15 protein-coding genes are annotated in these 15,985 nt (G+C 69.5%); 8 read left to right on the top strand and 7 right to left on the bottom strand.

All coding sequences use genetic code 11. From position 1 onward, the window contains the following. Window positions 1-13: 13 nt before the first annotated feature. The gene (locus AC0IZJ_RS06350; protein ID WP_471847793.1) at window positions 14-2,476 is read right to left on the bottom strand and encodes a glycoside hydrolase family 2 TIM barrel-domain containing protein; all 2,463 of its coding nucleotides are present in this window, start codon (window positions 2,474-2,476) and stop codon (window positions 14-16) included. 159 nt (window positions 2,477-2,635) lie between these two features. Between AC0IZJ_RS06350 and AC0IZJ_RS06345 the strand changes: the two genes are divergently transcribed. The 5 genes from AC0IZJ_RS06345 (at window position 2,636) to AC0IZJ_RS06325 (ending at window position 7,751) form a co-directional block, all read left to right on the top strand. Then, entirely contained in the window at window positions 2,636-4,834 is a 2,199-nt protein-coding gene (locus AC0IZJ_RS06345) for a S9 family peptidase (RefSeq protein WP_471847791.1), read from the top strand. Next, window positions 4,831-5,175 (top strand): translation initiation factor Sui1, encoded by a 345-nt coding sequence (locus AC0IZJ_RS06340; protein WP_471847789.1) that lies wholly within the window; start codon window positions 4,831-4,833, stop codon window positions 5,173-5,175. The genes AC0IZJ_RS06345 and AC0IZJ_RS06340 overlap by 4 nt, the downstream gene beginning before the upstream one ends. A gap of 93 nt (window positions 5,176-5,268) precedes the next feature. Beyond that, window positions 5,269-5,970, top strand: a complete 702-nt coding sequence (locus AC0IZJ_RS06335) for a hypothetical protein (RefSeq protein ID WP_471847787.1) — start codon at window positions 5,269-5,271, stop codon at window positions 5,968-5,970. 28 nt (window positions 5,971-5,998) lie between these two features. After that, complete coding sequence (locus tag AC0IZJ_RS06330; protein WP_471847786.1) at window positions 5,999-7,144, top strand: M48 family metalloprotease; 1,146 nt, start codon at window positions 5,999-6,001, stop codon at window positions 7,142-7,144. A 13-nt stretch (window positions 7,145-7,157) separates the two neighbouring features. After that, window positions 7,158-7,751 (top strand): hypothetical protein, encoded by a 594-nt coding sequence (locus AC0IZJ_RS06325; RefSeq protein ID WP_471847784.1) that lies wholly within the window; start codon window positions 7,158-7,160, stop codon window positions 7,749-7,751. A 15-nt stretch (window positions 7,752-7,766) separates the two neighbouring features. Here the strand turns inward: AC0IZJ_RS06325 and AC0IZJ_RS06320 are convergent, their stop codons facing one another. Continuing rightward, a complete protein-coding gene (locus AC0IZJ_RS06320) occupies window positions 7,767-8,273 on the bottom strand; it encodes a hypothetical protein (RefSeq protein WP_471847782.1) in 507 nt (168 codons plus the stop codon). A 133-nt stretch (window positions 8,274-8,406) separates the two neighbouring features. On the opposite strand from AC0IZJ_RS06320, the gene dbpA reads away from it, so the two are divergent. From dbpA to AC0IZJ_RS06305, 3 genes are all read left to right on the top strand, one after another. Then, the gene (gene dbpA / locus AC0IZJ_RS06315) at window positions 8,407-9,810 is read left to right on the top strand and encodes an ATP-dependent RNA helicase DbpA (RefSeq protein WP_471847780.1); all 1,404 of its coding nucleotides are present in this window, start codon (window positions 8,407-8,409) and stop codon (window positions 9,808-9,810) included. A 99-nt stretch (window positions 9,811-9,909) separates the two neighbouring features. Then, on the top strand, window positions 9,910-10,797 hold the full coding sequence (locus AC0IZJ_RS06310; RefSeq protein ID WP_471847778.1) for a hypothetical protein: 888 nt from the start codon (window positions 9,910-9,912) through the stop codon (window positions 10,795-10,797). Between the two features lie 118 nt (window positions 10,798-10,915). After that, complete coding sequence (locus AC0IZJ_RS06305) at window positions 10,916-11,125, top strand: hypothetical protein (RefSeq protein ID WP_471847776.1); 210 nt, start codon at window positions 10,916-10,918, stop codon at window positions 11,123-11,125. Here AC0IZJ_RS06305 and AC0IZJ_RS06300 read toward each other — a convergent pair whose 3' ends face one another. From AC0IZJ_RS06300 to AC0IZJ_RS06280, 5 genes are read right to left on the bottom strand one after another with little or no spacing between them, the layout of a single operon-like run. Continuing rightward, window positions 11,126-12,904 carry a glutamine--tRNA ligase/YqeY domain fusion protein gene (locus AC0IZJ_RS06300; RefSeq protein ID WP_471847774.1) on the bottom strand — a complete coding sequence of 593 codons (1,779 nt, stop codon included), beginning with the start codon at window positions 12,902-12,904 and terminating at the stop codon, window positions 11,126-11,128. It abuts the gene before it with no gap. A 55-nt stretch (window positions 12,905-12,959) separates the two neighbouring features. After that, entirely contained in the window at window positions 12,960-13,778 is an 819-nt protein-coding gene (locus AC0IZJ_RS06295; protein ID WP_471847772.1) for a hypothetical protein, read from the bottom strand. Beyond that, window positions 13,775-14,038 (bottom strand): hypothetical protein, encoded by a 264-nt coding sequence (locus AC0IZJ_RS06290; RefSeq protein ID WP_471847770.1) that lies wholly within the window; start codon window positions 14,036-14,038, stop codon window positions 13,775-13,777. Before AC0IZJ_RS06290 ends, AC0IZJ_RS06295 begins: the two co-directional genes overlap by 4 nt. A 50-nt stretch (window positions 14,039-14,088) precedes the next feature. Further along, complete coding sequence (locus AC0IZJ_RS06285; RefSeq protein ID WP_471847768.1) at window positions 14,089-14,862, bottom strand: LytR/AlgR family response regulator transcription factor; 774 nt, start codon at window positions 14,860-14,862, stop codon at window positions 14,089-14,091. Next, the gene (locus AC0IZJ_RS06280) at window positions 14,859-15,929 is read right to left on the bottom strand and encodes a sensor histidine kinase (protein ID WP_471847766.1); all 1,071 of its coding nucleotides are present in this window, start codon (window positions 15,927-15,929) and stop codon (window positions 14,859-14,861) included. Before AC0IZJ_RS06280 ends, AC0IZJ_RS06285 begins: the two co-directional genes overlap by 4 nt. Between the last annotated feature and the right edge of the window lie 56 nt (window positions 15,930-15,985).

Below are 15,985 nucleotides of genomic sequence, written 5' to 3'. Positions count from 1 at the left end.
CGGCCCGGTCGAGTCAGCGCGTCGCGCCGAGCTGCAATCGCCCGGTTTGCAGCCCCTGGCTCGTTGCCTCCACGGTGAAGTCTCCCGCCCCGGCTCCGCGAACCAGCGCCACGGCATGCCCGCCGTGGGCCGCGCGGTCGGGCGATGGGAAGGGGTTGTGGTCGACCGAGGATGCGTTGTCCGTCGCCACCAGCTGTGCAGCGCCGCGCACGGAGAAGCGCAGGAGGTTGGTGGCGCTCGGCACGGTGACGCCGTTGGCATCGACGACACGCGCCCGCACAAACGCCAGGTCGTCGAAGGACGACCCGACCTTGGCCTTGTCGGATTGCAGCGCGATGCGCACCGCCGGGCCCGCCGTGCGCAGGCTGCCAGACAGGCCGTTCGCGCCGGCATCGCGGCAGGCGGCGCGAACTTCGCCGGGCTCGTAGGTCACGGTCCAGCGGCGCGGCGAGGCGTCCTCGTTGATCGGCTTCACGCCGAGGGTCTTGCCATTCAGGAAAGCCTCGACCTGCTGGCAATTGCTGTAGACCTCGATGGTCTCCGCATGGGGCGAGGCGTCCTCGGGCGTCCAGTCGGCAAAGAGGGCGACCTTGGGACGTGGCGTCGCGACGGCGATCATCGTTGGCAGCACGGGCTGGTTGGGCCCGCCGGCGCCGTCGGTGGCCGGTCCGGCGGCGGATGGGTCGGCATTGCGAACGACGTGCAGCGTCGGCCGCTCGGACCACCAGCTCTCGCGCTGCATGCCGCTGATCTTCTGGCGGCCGGTGCGGTCCAGCAGGCCGGCGGGATTCTGGACATTGGGCCAGCCCGAGCGGTTGGCTTCGCCGAGATAGTCCACCCCCGTCCACAGGAACATGCCGGAGAACGGCGGGTAGTCGCGCACGGGCACCCAGTTGGCACGGTTGTGGCCGTTCTCGGTGCCGACGATGCTGCGCTTCGGGTTCTGCTTGCTCGCGGCGATCAGCTCGTTCTCGCGGTAGTTCTGGCCGACGACGTCCAGCATGTCGGCGAAGCCGTTGTCATAGTCCTTGGTGACGTTGGGCCGGAACAGGCCCATGGTCACCGGCCGGGTCGGGTCGGCGGCATGGATGATGTCGAGGATGCTGCGCAGGGCCGCCTTGGCCTGCACCGGATACGCCGTGTCGTGGATCTCGTTGCCGGCGCTCCACAGCACGATGCTGGGGTGGTTGCGGTCGCGGCGCACCATGTCCAGCGTGTCGCGCTTGTGCCAGTCGCCGAAGAACAGGTGATAGTCCTCCGGCGTCTTGCCGACGTTCCACTGGTCGAACAGCTCGTCCATCACCAGCAGGCCGAGTTCGTCGGTGAGGTCCAGGAACTCGGGGCTCGGCACGTTGTGCGCGGTGCGGATCGCGTTCACGCCCTGCGCCTTCAACGCGCCCAGGCGCTGCCGCCAGACATCCAGCGGAACGGCCGCGCCCACGGCACCGCCGTCGTGGTGCAGGGCCACGCCCTTGAGCTTGAAGTTGCGGCCGTTCAACCAGAAGCCGGTGGCCGGGTCGAAGCGCGCCTCGCGCAGGCCGAAGGCGACGGTTTCGTCGTCCTGCACCTGGCCGTCGGCACCGAGCACGCGGATCGTGGCGCGGTAGCGTTCTGGGCTGTTGATGTCCCAGCGCTGCGGCTTGGGCAGCTCGACAGTGGCGCGCAGGATGTCTGTGCGTCCGGCCGCAAGCTCGACCGCCGCCGGCGTGATGCGGGCGACCTCTCGCCGGTCCGGGCCGGTGATGACGATCTCAAGGCGCGCCGCAGCCTTCCTGGCCATGTCGTTGCGGACCTCGGTGGCGATGGACAGCGTCGCCTTGTCCGCGTTGATGGCGGTTGCATGCACGAAGGCGCCGCCCTGCGGGATGTGGAGGTCCCCGGTCTCGATCAGGCGGACATGCCGGTAGATGCCGGAACCGTTGTACCAGCGCGAGGACGGCGCTGCGGAGGTGTCGGCCCGCACCGCCAGCACGTTGGCGCCATCGGCGCGCAGGTGCCGCGTGATGTCGTAGCGCTGGCTGACATAACCCATGGGCCGGTGGCCGACGTGATGGCCGTTCAGCCACACACCACTGCGCTCCATGATGCCGTCGAACTCGATGAAGTAGCGGCGCCCAGGGCGCGCTTTGACGTCCAGCGTCCTGCGGTACCAGGCCACGCCAGTGGGCAGAAAGCCGTTCTCGCCGCCCGCCTTGGCGTTGGCATCGAAGGGTCCGGCGATCGCCCAGTCGTGCGGCACGGAGACGACCTTCCACGCGGCGTCATTCATGCCGCGCGTTTCGGCGCCTTGCGGATCGGCCTGGATGAAGCGCCAGTCCTGCGGCAAGGGCGTGACGATCCTTGGCGCGGCCAGAGCGGCCGGCGCCGCCAGGCCCAGCCAGGTGACCCAGGCGAGGGCTCGCCAAAGGCGAGGCGCACTGGAAGATTGAGCCGCTCGAAGTCGCATCACGTCATACCCCCCGTTGGTGGGCGGCATGCTAGGGGCGCGGCTTCAGCGCATTCGATCAACTTGGCGATTGTTGGCCGATGACGTTGATGCGGTGCACGACCGCGCCGCCATCAGGCCGGCACGCCCCGGCGCCGACCTGAAGAGGGCGGGCGGCGGCGCGGATAGCATGCCGCGATGAAGATCCTCATGACCCTCCTGGTCAGTGCCTGCGCCACGAGCGCGGCGCTGGCCCAGACCCCGAATTCGCTGACCCTCGAACGCCTCACCGCCGACCCGCCACTGGCCGGCCGCCTGCCGCGCCAGGCGGAGGTGTCGCCGGGCGGGCAGTGGGTCAGCTTCCTGCGGCCCTCGCAGGCCGACAGCGAGGTGCTGGAGCTGTGGGCCCAGCCCAGCGCCGGCGGTGAGCCGCGCAAGCTCGTGGCTGCGGTCGACCTGCTCGGCGGCGCCGAACAGAAGCTCAGCGAGGCCGAGAAGATGGCACTGGAGCGCCAACGCATCAGCCAGCGCGGCATCACCGGCTACCAATGGTGCGGCAGCGACGACAGCGCGCTGCTTTTTCCGCTGTCGGGCGACCTGTATCTGGTGCGCCTGACCGCCACCGGCCCGCAGGCTCAGAAGCTGGCGCTGGAACCCGGCGCGCCCAGGCTGGAGCCGCGCTGCACGCCCGACGGCGGGAGCCTGGCCTATGTGCAGGGCGGCAACCTCTTCACGCTGCCGCTGGCGGCCGGCGCCAAGCCGCGGCAGCTGACCCAGGACGGCAGCGACACCCTGACCTGGGGCCAGGCGGATTTCATCGCCGCCGAGGAACTGGCGCGCCAGCGCGGCTACTGGTGGAGCAAGGACGGCAAGTCGCTGCTGGCCCTGCGCGTGGACGAGTCCGGCGTGGCGCTCAAGACGCGCGCGCAGATCTTTGCCGACCGCACCGAGATGACCCAGCAGCGCTACCCCGCTGCCGGCGAAGCCAACGCCAAAGTCACGGCCTTCGCCATCGACGTGGCCAGCGGCCAGCGCCGCGAGCTGGCCTTGCCCAGGACCGCCGAGTACATCGCCCGCGCCGGCTGGTTTGCCGACGGCACGCCCTGGCTGCAGTGGTTCACGCGCGACCAGACGCGGCTGACGCTGACCGAGTTCAAGGCGAACTCGGCGCCGCGCGACATCACCATCGAGACCGACACCGCCTGGGTTGAGGCGCATGACGACCTCATCGAAACGCCGCGTGGCCTGCTCTGGTCCAGCGAGGCCTCGGGCCGCCGGCAGTTGCTGCTCATCGACCGCGCCACAGGCACACGCACGCCGCTGACGCAGGCCGCCGAGCCGGTCGCGCATGCCATCTGCGCCAACGCGCAGGACGTCGTCTTTGCGGCCTATGGCGACCGCGGCAAGGGCCAGGAGATCCACGTGATGCCGCTGGCCGGCGGCAGGGCCCAGCCCCTGGCCGGCGCGGGCAACCGCCAGTGGCGCGACGCCAAGGCCGATGCAGGATGCGGCCGCCTGCTCGTCACCCGCTCCGCCTGGGGCGCGCCGCCGCGGCTGGAACTGCGCAGCCCGGGCCAGGGTACCGTCATCGCGCTGCCCGGCGACCCGCCCGACCCCGCGCTGCGCCAGTTCAACAACACGCCGCTGGCGCTGGACCTGAGCGCCGCTGACGGCCGCACGCCGCTGAACGCCTTCTTCTTCTCCGCCCAGGATGGTCGGCCCGGCAAGCACCCGGTCATCGTCATGGCCTATGGCGGGCCGGGCGCGGCGACCGTGCAATGGGGCTGGGGCAGGGACATGCCGCTGATCGCCTACTGGCAGCAGCGGGGCTACGGCGTGCTCATGCTGGACACCCGCGGCATGGCGCACCGCGACCGCGAATTCACGCGCGCCCACCAGGGCGCGTTCGGCAAGGTGGAGGTGGCCGATCTCTTTGCCGCCGTGCGAGAGCTGCCCAGCCGCGTGCCCGGTGTGGACGCCGCGCGCATCGGCTTCTTCGGCTGGAGCTATGGCGGCTACCTGGGCGCACGCGCGGTGCTGGACGGCGCCACGCCCTTTGCCGCCGCTGTGGCCGTGGCGCCAGTGACCGACTGGACGCTCTACGACACCGCCTACACCGAGCGTTATCTCGGGCAGCCCGATGGCGGCAAGGCGGCGACCTACGCCAGCGCCAATCTGCCGTCGCGCGCTGCGCTGCTCGCCAGGCCGCTGCTGCTGGTCCACGGCACCGCCGACGACAACGTGCTGTTCGAGCACACGCTGCGCCTCGTCGAGGCGTTGCAGACCGCCGGCAAGACCTTCGACCTGCAGATCTACCCCGGCAAGGCCCATGGCATTGCCGGCCGTGCGGCGCGCCTGCATCTGTATCGCACGATGGATGCCTTCTTCGAGCGCCACCTCAAACCATGAGCCTCGTCTACTCCACCGATTTCGGCCGCGCCTGCCCGGGTTGCGGCCAGCCCGCCGCGCAATGCACGTGCAAGGCCAAGTCGAGGCCGACGGGCGACGGCATCGTGCGCGTGCGCCGCGAAACCGCGGGCCGCAAAGGCAAGGGCGTCACGGCCATCCACGGCCTGCCGCTGGATGACACGGCGCTGACGGCCCTGGCCAAGCAGCTCAAGGCCGTTTGCGGCAGCGGTGGCACGGCCAAGGACGGCGTCATCGAGATCCAGGGCGACCACCTTGAGAAGGTGATGGCCTGGCTGCAGGCGCGGCCGGAGGGCTGGACGGTGAAACGGGCCGGCGGCTGAGCCCTCCCCCGTGATCGCGGGTCGGTGAAAGTCTGGAGCTGAACGCGACGCGCGACGCACTACATTCCCTGCCGTCAAAAGGGAGAGATAAAAATGAAGACGACATTGCGCGCGCTGCTCGCCAGCGCGCTCATCTGCACGGCTGCGCTCGCCACTGCAGCGGACAACAAGAACCTCGCGCCGGGCTTTGCCAAGCTGCCTCAGGCGGCCAAGCTCGTGCTGATGCCGGTGGACGTCGAGTTGTATTCGCTGTCAGCCGGCGGTGTGCCCGAGCCCAAGGCCGACTGGACGGCCAACGCCCAGAAGCACATGAAGGCCGAGCTGGTGCAACGCACCAAGACGCTGGGCCTGACCACTGAACTGATGGACGACAAGGCCGCCGACGAATTCGCCGAGCCCATGGCCCTGCATGCCGCCGTGGCCCGTTCCATCGCGCTGCACCATTCGACCGGCGGTGCCTGGGCCCTGCCCACCAAGGCCGGCAAGCTCGACTGGAGCTTTGACGACGCGCTGCGCGACCTCAAGACCAGGAGCGGCGCCGACTACGGCCTGTTCATCTGGGTACGCGACAGCTACGCCAGCGCCGAACGCAAGCTGGCGATGTTCGGCCTGGCCCTGCTCGGCGTCGGCATCACGGGCGGCGTGCAGGTCGGCTATGCCTCGCTGGTGGACCTGCAAAGTGGCCAGGTGCTATGGTTCAACCAGCTCGCGCGCGCCACCGGCGACCTGCGCGAGGCCAAGGAGGCGGCCGAGTCCATCGACGTGCTGCTCAGCGGCTTCCCCAAGCCGCAATGAGCCCGGCAACGCCACGGGGACCGGGCCGATGAGGCGCCGCGCGCTGATCGGTTGCGCCCAGTGCCTGGCGCTGTCCAGCCTGCTCGGCCCGGCGGCCAGCCGCGCGCAGAGCAGCTGGCTCGCCCCGCCACGCTTCGAGCGTCCCGACGTGGCCAGCGAGGAGGGCGGGCTGTGGGCCATGATGGACCGCGAGGAGACGCGGCTGCGGCGCAGCCCCTTCATCCTGCGCGATGCCGGCCTGCAGAAGTATCTGCAGGACATGGCCGCCAAGCTGGCCGGCAGCCATGCGCCCGACGTGCGCGTCTATCCGGTGCGCACGCCCTTCTTCAACGCCAGCATGGCGCCCAACGGCATGATGCAGGTCTGGACCGGCCTGCTGCTGCGGGTGGACAACGAGGCCCAGCTGGCCGCCGTGCTCGGCCATGAGATCGGCCACTACATGCAGCGCCACACGCTGGAGCGGCTGCGCGACATCAAGTCCCGTTCCGCCTTCGGCATGTTCATGAGCATGTTCGGCCTTGTCGGGCTGGTGGGGCAGATGGCGGCCATCGCCGGCGCCTTCGGTTTCTCGCGCGACCAGGAGCGCCAGGCCGATCACATCGGCCTCGCGCTGATGCGCCAGGCCGGTTACGACACCCGCGAGGCCGCCAAGGTGTGGGACAACCTGCGCCTGGAGCTGGCCGCCGTGCACGGGGGCGACCCCAGCCAACGCAGCCCGCTGTTTGCCAGCCATCCCGGCTCTGCCGAGCGCAGCGGCATGCTGGCCGAGCTGGCCGCTGGCGACAGTGGCGGCTACCTGGGTGAAGAGGAACACCGCCGGGCCCTGGCAGGCTTGCAGGCGCAGATGCTGGACGACGAGCTCAAGCGCGGCCAGACCAACGAGACCCTGGCCTTGCTGAACCGGCTGATCGAGCGCCAGCCCGAGCGCGCCGACCTGCTGTACAGCCGCGGCGAGGCACGCCGGCTGCGCGCGGCGGTTGGCGATCCGGAGCTCGCCTATGCGGACTTCGAGCGCGCCGTCGCGCTGGGCAGCGAACCCGCCGAATGCCACCGTGCGCTGGGCTATCTGCACCGCAGCCGCGACCAGGCCGACCGTGCCCGCGAAGCCTTTACGCGCTACATCGACAAAGCACCCGCCGCCCCCGATGCGGCATTGATCAAGAGTCTGCTCTGAGGAGGGCATCCCCATGAACCACAAGAACATCCTCGGCCGCCTGGCCGCCCTGGGCCTGGCCCTGCTGCTGACTGCCTGCGCGGCGCCCGTCACGCGGGTCGAGGTGGGCGAGGCGACCATCGGCAAGCGCCTGGCCGTGAAGGTCGACGCCGCCTGGAACCAGTTCGGCGGCGGCCTGACTCAGGGCGTGCCCACCTGGACGATGGAAGGCATCACCATCGACGCGCTGAGCTTCTACACCGACATCAAGGACGGCCAGACTTTCGGCCCGTCCAACCCGCCCAAGGGTCGCCAGCCCGTGATCTTCAAGGCCAGCATGCAGCCGGCCGACATCGTGGCGATGTTCCAGTCCCTGCAGACGCAGGACGGCTCCAGCTTCACGCTGGACAAGCTCGAGCCGGCGCAGTTCCTGGGTGGCCAGGGTTTCCGCTTCGAGTATTCGACGGTGCGCAAGGTCGACGAAGTGCCGCTCCGGGGCGTGGCCTACGGCCGCGTACGCGACGGAGAGCTTTTCCTGGTGAGCTACAGCGCGCCGCGCCTGGTGTTCTTCCCGCGCTACCAGCCGCGGGTGGAGGGCCTGATCAAAAGCGTGAGCCTGCGCAGCTGAACGGCTGCGGCCGGGTCAGTTGGGCGGCAGGCCCTGGCGCATGCGTTCGCGCGCCATGTAGTTGTTGTGCGCCTGATCGCGCTCGCGCTGCACGCGGGCGTCGCGGGTCTCCCAGTCGCCGCAGCTGAAGAACGAGCCGCTGAACAGCCAGCCCGAGATGCTGGAGTCGTCCACCGCGCGGGCATCACCGCCGGTGCAGACCATGGCGGCCTTGGAGCTGCTCTGCTCGGCCAGCGCCTCCTGCACGAGCATGGAGCGCGACATCAGCACCGTGGCCGGCATGGCCACGGCCAGCAGAACGCCACCGATCACGACGCCCTTGGCCCAGCGTGGCAGGCCGTCCTGCTGGGTGGCTGCGCCCTGTGCGCGTGGGCCCGCCGCCGGCCGCGCCCTGACAGCGGCGGGTGCGACCGGGCGCGCTGCCTGCGGCCGTGGCGACCCGCTATCCAGCACCCTTGCCCGCGCCGAGGTCGGCGGGTCGATGGGCTGGGTGGCAGGGAAGGTGCGTGTGACGGTAGGCATGGCGTTAGGAAGGGGTTTTGAGGCCCGGCGCGAATGCTAGTGAGCGAGCTTCGGCGCGCGGGTGTCCAAATGCAAATCCCGGCCGACCGACGGCCGGAAGCGAGGAAGAAGTCACAGCCTCGACAATCGCGGCATGACCGATATCGCTTTTTCCACACTGCCGCTCAGCCCCGCCATGCTGGCCAACCTCGACCAGCTCGGCTACGCGCAGATGACGCCCATCCAGGCCGCCAGCCTGCCGCTGGCCCTCGCGGGCCGCGACGTCATCGGCGAGGCCCAGACAGGCTCCGGCAAGACGGCCGCCTTCGCGCTGGCCTTGCTGCACCGGCTGGACGCCGCCCAGACGCGCGTGCAGGCCCTCGTGCTGTGCCCCACGCGCGAGCTGGCCGACCAGGTCACGCAGGAGATCCGCCGCCTCGCCCGCGCGGCCGACAACATCAAGGTGCTGGCCCTGTGCGGCGGCAGCCCGATGAAGCCGCAGATCGAGAGTCTGTCCTTCGGCGCCCACATTGCCGTCGGCACGCCGGGCCGCCTGATTGACCACCTGGAGCGCGACACGCTGGACCTGTCCGCGCTGAACACGCTGGTGCTGGACGAGGCCGACCGCATGCTGGACATGGGCTTCCTGGACGACATCAAGGCCATCGCCAAGCGCGCGCCGGCCAAGCGCCAGACGCTGCTGTTTTCGGCCACCTTCCCCGAGGGCGTGAGCGAGATTGCGGCCAAGTTCATGCGCGACCCGCAGTCGGTGAAGGTGGCGGGCTCCACGAGCGCCGCTTCGTCGACCATCCGCCAGATCGCCTTCGAGGTGGGCGAGAGCGAGCGCCTGGACGCCGTGCCGCGCCTGCTGCGCGCCTTCCGCCCGGAGTCGACCATCGCCTTCTGCAACACCAAGCAGCAATGCCGCGACCTGGAGGCGGTGCTGGCCGCCCAGGGCTTCATCGCGCTGGCCCTGCATGGCGACCTGGAGCAGCGCGACCGCGACCAGGTGCTCATCCAGTTCGCCAACCGCAGCGCCTCCGTGCTGGTGGCCACCGATGTGGCCGCGCGCGGCCTGGACATCGCCAACCTGGCCTGCGTCATCAACGTTGACATCAGCGCCGACGTGGAGCAGCACGTTCACCGCATCGGCCGCACCGGCCGCGCTGGCGCCGACGGCCTGGCACTCAGCCTGGCCAGCCTGGACGAGATGGGCCGCATCGGCCGCATCGAGCAGCTTCAGGGCGAGGCCTTCGTCTGGCAGCCGCTGAACGGCCTGACCGACGCGCCCGGCGGCCCGCTGCTGCCGGCCATGGACACGCTGCAGATCCTGGGTGGCCGCAAGGAGAAGATCCGCCCCGGCGACATCCTCGGCGCGCTGACCGGTGAAGCCGGTTTTGCCGGCGCGCAGATCGGCAAGATCAATGTCACTGACTTCCACAGTTATGTTGCGGTGCAACGAAACATCGCTGCGGAGGCGGTCAAGCGCCTGTCGGCGGGCAAGCTCAAGGGGCGCAAGGTCAAGGTGAGAAGGCTGGCCGACCTGGCACAGGACTGACCTGCGGAGCGATTCCGCCGGCCGCTTGGGCACGGCACGCCCATAGAATCGGCGCAACAAAGGAGTCCGGGTCTGCGACGGCGGCACCCGGCAACGGCAGTGATCGAGCGACGTCTGCTTCTTGGTGCTGGAGGCTCTCTGCTGTCAGGCGCTTGGCGGCCCGCCCAGGCGCAGGAGCTGGTCGTCACGCTGCGTGCACCGGACAGCGCCGCGGACATGCGCAACGCCTACGTCCGCGACGCCGTGCAGCTGGCGCTGGACAAGACCCGTGGCAGCGACGGCGCCTACCGGCTGGAAAAGTCGGCAGCGATGAACAAGAGCCGCGCGCTGCTGGAGGCGGCCCGGGGCACGGTGCCCAACTACCTCATCGTGACCAGCCCGGAGACGGGCCGCGCGGCCGGGCTGGTGCCCGTGCTGTTCCCCATCCATCTGGGCGTCAACCGCTACCGGGTCTGCTTCGTGCATGCGCCCCGACAGGCGGCCGTGCGCGCGGCCGACAGCCTGGCCGCCGTGGCCGCGCTGCGCCATGTGCAAGGGCGCAACTGGGCCGACGTGGCTGTCATGCGCGCCAACGGCTTCAAGGTGACCGAGGCGAGTACCTACGAGGCCATGTTCGAGCTGGTGGCCGTGGGCCGGGCCGACCTGTTCTGCCGCAGCGTGCAGGAGATAGGCCATGAGATCCAGGCGCATGCGGGCGTCAAGGGCCTGGCTTTGGACGACAGCCTGCTGTTGTCCTACGACCTGCCGCAATATCTCTATACCCACCCCGGCAACCGCTTGGCCATCGACCGGGTCGAGCGCGGCCTGCGCCTGGCCTTTGCCGACGGTTCGTTGCAGGCCCTGCTGCGCCGCTATCTGCAGCCTTCGCTGACCCGGCTGGACCTGCCGCGTCGCAAACTCTTCACGCTGGAGACGCCCAGGCCCGAACGGGTCGAGATGAACGACCGGCCCTTCCAGATCGACCTGCTTCGGCCAGCGGGTCGTTAAGGTCGTGACATCTTGGCGCGTGGCCCGCCCACTGCGGGGGGCTGAGGTGCAGGCTGCGACCTTTTCACGCGCAAGCGGCCAGGGCGGCGCCTAGTCTGCAATCAAGACGAGGTGCCCCATGAACTCACGCCCGATGCCCCTGATGACCGACGACTTCGAGCTGCGCTTCGAGTCCCTGTTCCAGACCGGCCGCGCCCTGGCCTTCCCCTGCGACTCTCAGGGCGGCGTGCGGCTGGACTCGCTGAGCGAGACGGCGTTGCAGAACTACCTGTTCGCGCGCGCCGTCGTCGGCCGCGACTACGCCAGCCCGACAGTCCGTCGCGTCTGACTACTTCGTGAAGCCGTCCTTCAACCCGGTGATCTTGTTGAATACCGGTCTGTCAGCCCTGTGGTCTTCCCGGTCGGTGACGAAGTAGCCATGGCGTTCGAACTGCCAGCGCTGGTCTGCCGCCGCGCCGGCCAGTGAAGGCTCGACGAAGGCCTGCACGACCCGCAGCGAGTTGGGGTTGAGGAACTCGATGAAGTCGCGGCCGCCGGCATCGGGCTGGGCCTCGGCGAACAGGCGCTCGTAAAGGCGCACTTCGGCGGCGACAGCCTCGTGCGCGCCGACCCAGCCAATCGTGCCCTTGACCTTGACCGCATCGGCGCCCGGCGTGCCGCTCTTGGTGTCGGGGATGACGTTGGCCAGAGCGGCGGTGACCTTGCCGTCGGCATCCTTCTCGGCGCCCGTGCATTCGATGATGTAGCCAGCCTTCAGCCGCACCTTGTTGCCCGGGAACAGGCGGAAATAGCCCTTGGGCGGCGTTTCGACGAAGTCCTCGGCCTCGATCCACAACTCCGGACCGAGCGAGAACTTGCGCAGACCGAGCTCGGGCTTGTGCGGGTGGGCGGCGGTCTCGCAAGGCTCGCGGTGCTCGGCGCTGCCGAAGACTTCGGCGTAGTTCGTCAGCTTGAGCTTGAGCGGCTGCAGCACGGCAAAGGCGCGCGGCGCCTGCGGCTCCAGGTCGGCGCGCAAGGCCTGGTCGAGCACGGTGTCGTCGATCCAGGCGTTCTGCTTGCTGGCGCCGGTGGCTTCCACCATCGCACGCACGCTGGCCGGCGTGAAGCCGCGGCGGCGCAGGCCCACCAGCGTCGGCATGCGCGGGTCGTCCCAACCGCTGACGTGGTTCTCCTCCACCAGCTGGCGCAGCTTGCGCTTGCTGGTGACGACGTAGTTCAGGTTCAGGCGGCCGAACTCGATCTGCTGCGGCAGCGGGCGGGCCAGCAGGCCGAGGTCGGCGAGCTGGTTCAGCAGCCAGTCATAGAAGGGCCGCTGGTCCTCGAACTCCAGCGTGCAGATGCTGTGCGTGATGCGCTCCAGCGCGTCCTCGATGGGGTGGGCATAGGTGTACATCGGGTAGATGCACCACTTGCTGCCCGTCGCGTGATGCTCCGCATGCTTGATGCGGTAGAGCGTCGGGTCGCGCAGGTTGATGTTGGGCGAGGCCATGTCGATCCTCGCGCGCAGCACCATGGCGCCGTCGGCATGCTGGCCATCGCGCATCTCGCGGAATCGCGCCAAGTTCTCTTCGGCTGAGCGGCTGCGGAAGGGGCTGTCAACGCCCGGCCGGCCGAAGTCGCCGCGGTTGCCGCGCATGTCGTCGGCGCTCTGCTCGTCCACATAGGCATGGCCGGCGTTGATGAGCGCCTCGGCGGCGGCGTACATGAAGTCGAAGTAGCTGCTGGCCTCGAACAGGTTGCTGCCCCAGCTCCAGCCCAGCCACTGCACCATCTCCTTGATGGCGTTGACGTACTCCAACTCCTCCTTCTCGGGGTTGGTGTCGTCGAAGCGCAGGTGGCAGGCGCCGCCGTAGTCGCGCGCCAGGCCAAAGTTCAGGCAGATGCTCTTGGCGTGGCCGATGTGCAGATAGCCGTTGGGCTCGGGCGGGAAGCGGGTGCGGATGCGCGCCTCGTCCAGCGGGCCGGCGGCGTGGTGGGCGGCGTCGCCCGGCGTGCCGCCGAAGTGGCGGCCCGCGAACGTGCCGGTCTCGAGGTCGTGCTCGATGCGCTGGCGCAGGAAGTTGCTCGCGGGGGCCGTGGGTGAAGCGGGTGCAGCAGGGTTGCTCATCGTCGGCTCTGGAAATGGAAGCGGGCCGTGTTGCAGGCCCGCGATGCCGTCGATTCTAAGGACGACGCTCCACCCTCAGCGGCAGCCGCACATGCGCCAGGCCAATGCTGATCCAGACCGCGACGCTGAAGTAGAGCGTCATCCACACCACCTCGCTGCGCCAGTGCGCCCAGTCGTGCGAAACGGTCCAGCGGCTGGACGCATCGGCAACGCCCGCCGCAACGCTGGTGTAGGCCCGACCGGCAGCCTCGTCGGCCAGCCAGCGTGCCCAGTACATGGGCACGTCGACAAGGAACATATAGGCCGCATAGAGCGTGCCGGCCACGATGACGACGCCCAGCCAGCGCCGCCCACGTGCCGTCGCCTGCGGCCACATCAGCAGCATCGCCACCACGCTGAGCACGGCGGCCGTGCCCCACAGCGTTTCTTCCACGACGTGGCCGATGTTGCGCGTCGTCAGCACGGCGTACCAGGAGTGCAGCTCCGCGATGGCGATCATCGGCAAGATGGCCTGCGCCACCCAGCCGCTGAATCTGTGCCCGGTCGTCAGCGCCGCGCCGCGCAGCAGCAGCGCCCATTGCGCGGCAAAGCTCAGCTCGGCGATGGTGGCCACCGTGCGGCCGACGATGACGCTGGAGGCCCAGGAATCGACCATGACGACGCGCGGCACGTCGAACACCGGCAGAAAGGAGCGGTAGCCACAGCCCAGCACGTACAGCGCCGACAGCAGCAGCTGCAGGCGCTGGTGCGGCCAGGTCGAACCATCCGGCCGGTGGCGGTGCAGCCAGGCGGTGGAGGCCGTCCAGGCGATCAGGTTGAGGCCGGCAATGGCGCAGAGCAGGGTCCACCAATGCAGCGTGGTCGTGTCATTCATGGTGCTTCGGTCTTCTTCGGTGGGCGGCCGGTCTTCACTGGCGCCAGCCGGTCCAGCGCGGCGGCCAGGTCCTTGGGCGTCAGCAGGGCCAGGGCTTGCAGGCCGGCGCGCAGCAGCTCGCTCTTCTTGGCCTCGCGGTGCGCGGCATGCAGGCGGTGCTTGAGTTGAGCTATCAAGGCGTAGTCCGCCTCGGGCATGGTGAAGCCGTCGCGCACAAGCTTCAGGCGTTCCTCGGGAGCGGGTTTGGGTTTGCGGTTCATAACGATGAAAACCGTTTATACGGTTTGCATCGTTTCCCTGCTACCGCGAGTCAGAGTGCTTTGAAACGATTTGCGTGCACTCTGCTCACCGTCAGCTTCTCTGGCCGCTCGCGCAGCTCGAGGAGCACGGTGCCGTTCTCCAGCCGCTGGGCGCGGGCGACGGCGTCGATGTGGACGATGGTGCTGCGGTGCACCTGCCAGAAGCGCGCGGGGTCGAGCTGCGGGGCCAGCTCGCGCAGCGACATGCGCACCCAGTAATCGCGCTCGGCGGTCACGGCGCGCACGTACTTGTCGGCGGCTTCCAGGTAGACGATGTGGTCCACCGGCACAAGTTCGATGGTGTCGCCGACGGCGGCCTGCAGGTGGCGCAGCCGCGGCGCGGGTGCAGTCTGGGCCAGCAACTGGCGCAGCGTGGCCAGCGTGGCGTCGCCCGTCGCTGGTTGAGCCAGGCGGGCCTGCAGCCGGGTCACGCTCTGCGCCAGCCGCTCTGGCGTGACGGGCTTGAGCAGGTAGTCGGCGGCGGCCGCATCGAAGGCCTGCAGCGCGTACTGGTCGTAGGCCGTCACGAAGACGAACAAGGGCAGGGCGCCCCCGTCTTCTGGCCAGTCCTCGCCGATGGCTTGCGCTGCCTCCAGGCCGGTCATGCCCGGCATGCGAATGTCCAGAAAGCAGACCTGCGGCCGGTGGCGCAGCGCCAGCTCCACAGCCGCCGTGCCGCTGCCGGCCTGGGCCACGACCTGCAGCGCGGGCCAGGCGGTGGCCAGCTCGGCACGCAGGTTGTCGGCGAGCAGGGGTTCGTCTTCGGCGATGAGGGCGGTCGTCATGACGGGATCTCGATGCGGGCGACGCTGCCGCCTTCGGTTTGGGGTTTCAGCGCAAAGCTGGCCGCGTCGCCGTAACGATGGGCCAGGCGCTCGCGGACCTGGTTCAAACCAAAGCCGGTGCCAATGCCACTCAGCGCGTTCGCAGTTGCCAGCCCGGCGCCGTTGTCCGCCACCTCCAGCACCAACCGCCCGCCCGCGCGCGAGGCCGACACGCGCAGCTCGCCGCCGGCCACATGCGGCTCCAGCCCGTGCTTGATGGCGTTCTCCACCAGCGGCTGCAGCAGCAGCGGCGGGATGGCGATGCCGCTCAGTTCGGCCGGCAGGTCCAGCTGCACGCTCAGCCGCTCGCCCATGCGCAGCTGCATCAGCGCGAGGTAGTCGGACAGGCGCTCGAACTCGTCGGCCAGGGCGTGTTCGGTCGCACGGCTGGCCTGCAGCGTGGCGCGCAGGAAGTCGATGAGCCGGTCCAGCATGCGCTGGGCTTCGTCGGGCTCCAGCTTGATCAGCACGCGCAGATGCGCCAGCGTGTTGAACAGCATGTGCGGCTCCAGCTGGCTCTGCAGCAGCGTCAGCCGCGCCTCAGCGGCCTGGCGCTGGGCCTCGGCCCGGTCCAGCCTCAGCGCGTTCAGCTTGAACATCCAGAAGAAGACGATCGAACCCAGCACCGACGCCAGCAACGTGAAGGCGATGGACAGCGTGACGCGCCGGTCGCCGACGTTCCAGGGCGCCAGGGAACGCTGGCCGCTCACCAGATCGGCCAGCCACATGCCGCCCGTGTAGCCGGCCATCGAGCCGATCAACACGCAGGGCAGCATCAGGCCCCAGCTGACCCAGGCGCGGCGCAGCACGGCGGCGTCGCCGAAGCGGCGGATCAGTGCGAAGGCCAGTGCGGACTGCAGCAGGGCCACGCAGATGGAGATCTGCACGCCGATGCAGAACGAATAGAGCATGCCCATCCAGAAGCCGTCGCCCCGGAACAGGTAGTTCAGCAGGCCGATGACGACGCAGATGGCGACCGTGCCGCCGAGATGGGTGCGCCAGTCGTACTTGGGCAGTTCAGGCTTCATCGCGCCAGCATCAGGCCGTCATTGCGCAGGCGCCAGTCGGCCGCGACGAACGGGGC

This window comes from Roseateles sp. AC306, assembly GCF_979253795.1.
The sequence above is the reverse complement of the archived record's forward strand: the minus strand, read 5'-3'. Positions and strand labels throughout refer to the sequence as shown.

What these genes read in the sequence shown, in the direction of transcription:
- AC0IZJ_RS06335 (WP_471847787.1), top strand. Translation starts at nt 5,269, where the DNA reads ATGAAGACGACATTGCGCGCGCTGCTCGCCAGCGCGCTCATCTGCACG.
- AC0IZJ_RS06345 (WP_471847791.1), top strand. Translation starts at nt 2,636, where the DNA reads ATGACCCTCCTGGTCAGTGCCTGCGCCACGAGCGCGGCGCTGGCCCAG.
- AC0IZJ_RS06350 (WP_471847793.1), bottom strand. Translation starts at nt 2,476, where the DNA reads ATGCCGCCCACCAACGGGGGGTATGACGTGATGCGACTTCGAGCGGCT.
- AC0IZJ_RS06305 (WP_471847776.1), top strand. Translation starts at nt 10,916, where the DNA reads ATGAACTCACGCCCGATGCCCCTGATGACCGACGACTTCGAGCTGCGC.
- AC0IZJ_RS06320 (WP_471847782.1), bottom strand. Translation starts at nt 8,273, where the DNA reads ATGCCTACCGTCACACGCACCTTCCCTGCCACCCAGCCCATCGACCCG.
- AC0IZJ_RS06340 (WP_471847789.1), top strand. Translation starts at nt 4,831, where the DNA reads ATGAGCCTCGTCTACTCCACCGATTTCGGCCGCGCCTGCCCGGGTTGC.
- AC0IZJ_RS06300 (WP_471847774.1), bottom strand. Translation starts at nt 12,904, where the DNA reads ATGAGCAACCCTGCTGCACCCGCTTCACCCACGGCCCCCGCGAGCAAC.
- AC0IZJ_RS06325 (WP_471847784.1), top strand. Translation starts at nt 7,158, where the DNA reads ATGAACCACAAGAACATCCTCGGCCGCCTGGCCGCCCTGGGCCTGGCC.
- AC0IZJ_RS06295 (WP_471847772.1), bottom strand. Translation starts at nt 13,778, where the DNA reads ATGAATGACACGACCACGCTGCATTGGTGGACCCTGCTCTGCGCCATT.
- AC0IZJ_RS06280 (WP_471847766.1), bottom strand. Translation starts at nt 15,929, where the DNA reads ATGAAGCCTGAACTGCCCAAGTACGACTGGCGCACCCATCTCGGCGGC.
- dbpA (WP_471847780.1), top strand. Translation starts at nt 8,407, where the DNA reads ATGACCGATATCGCTTTTTCCACACTGCCGCTCAGCCCCGCCATGCTG.
- AC0IZJ_RS06330 (WP_471847786.1), top strand. Translation starts at nt 5,999, where the DNA reads ATGAGGCGCCGCGCGCTGATCGGTTGCGCCCAGTGCCTGGCGCTGTCC.
- AC0IZJ_RS06290 (WP_471847770.1), bottom strand. Translation starts at nt 14,038, where the DNA reads ATGAACCGCAAACCCAAACCCGCTCCCGAGGAACGCCTGAAGCTTGTG.
- AC0IZJ_RS06285 (WP_471847768.1), bottom strand. Translation starts at nt 14,862, where the DNA reads ATGACGACCGCCCTCATCGCCGAAGACGAACCCCTGCTCGCCGACAAC.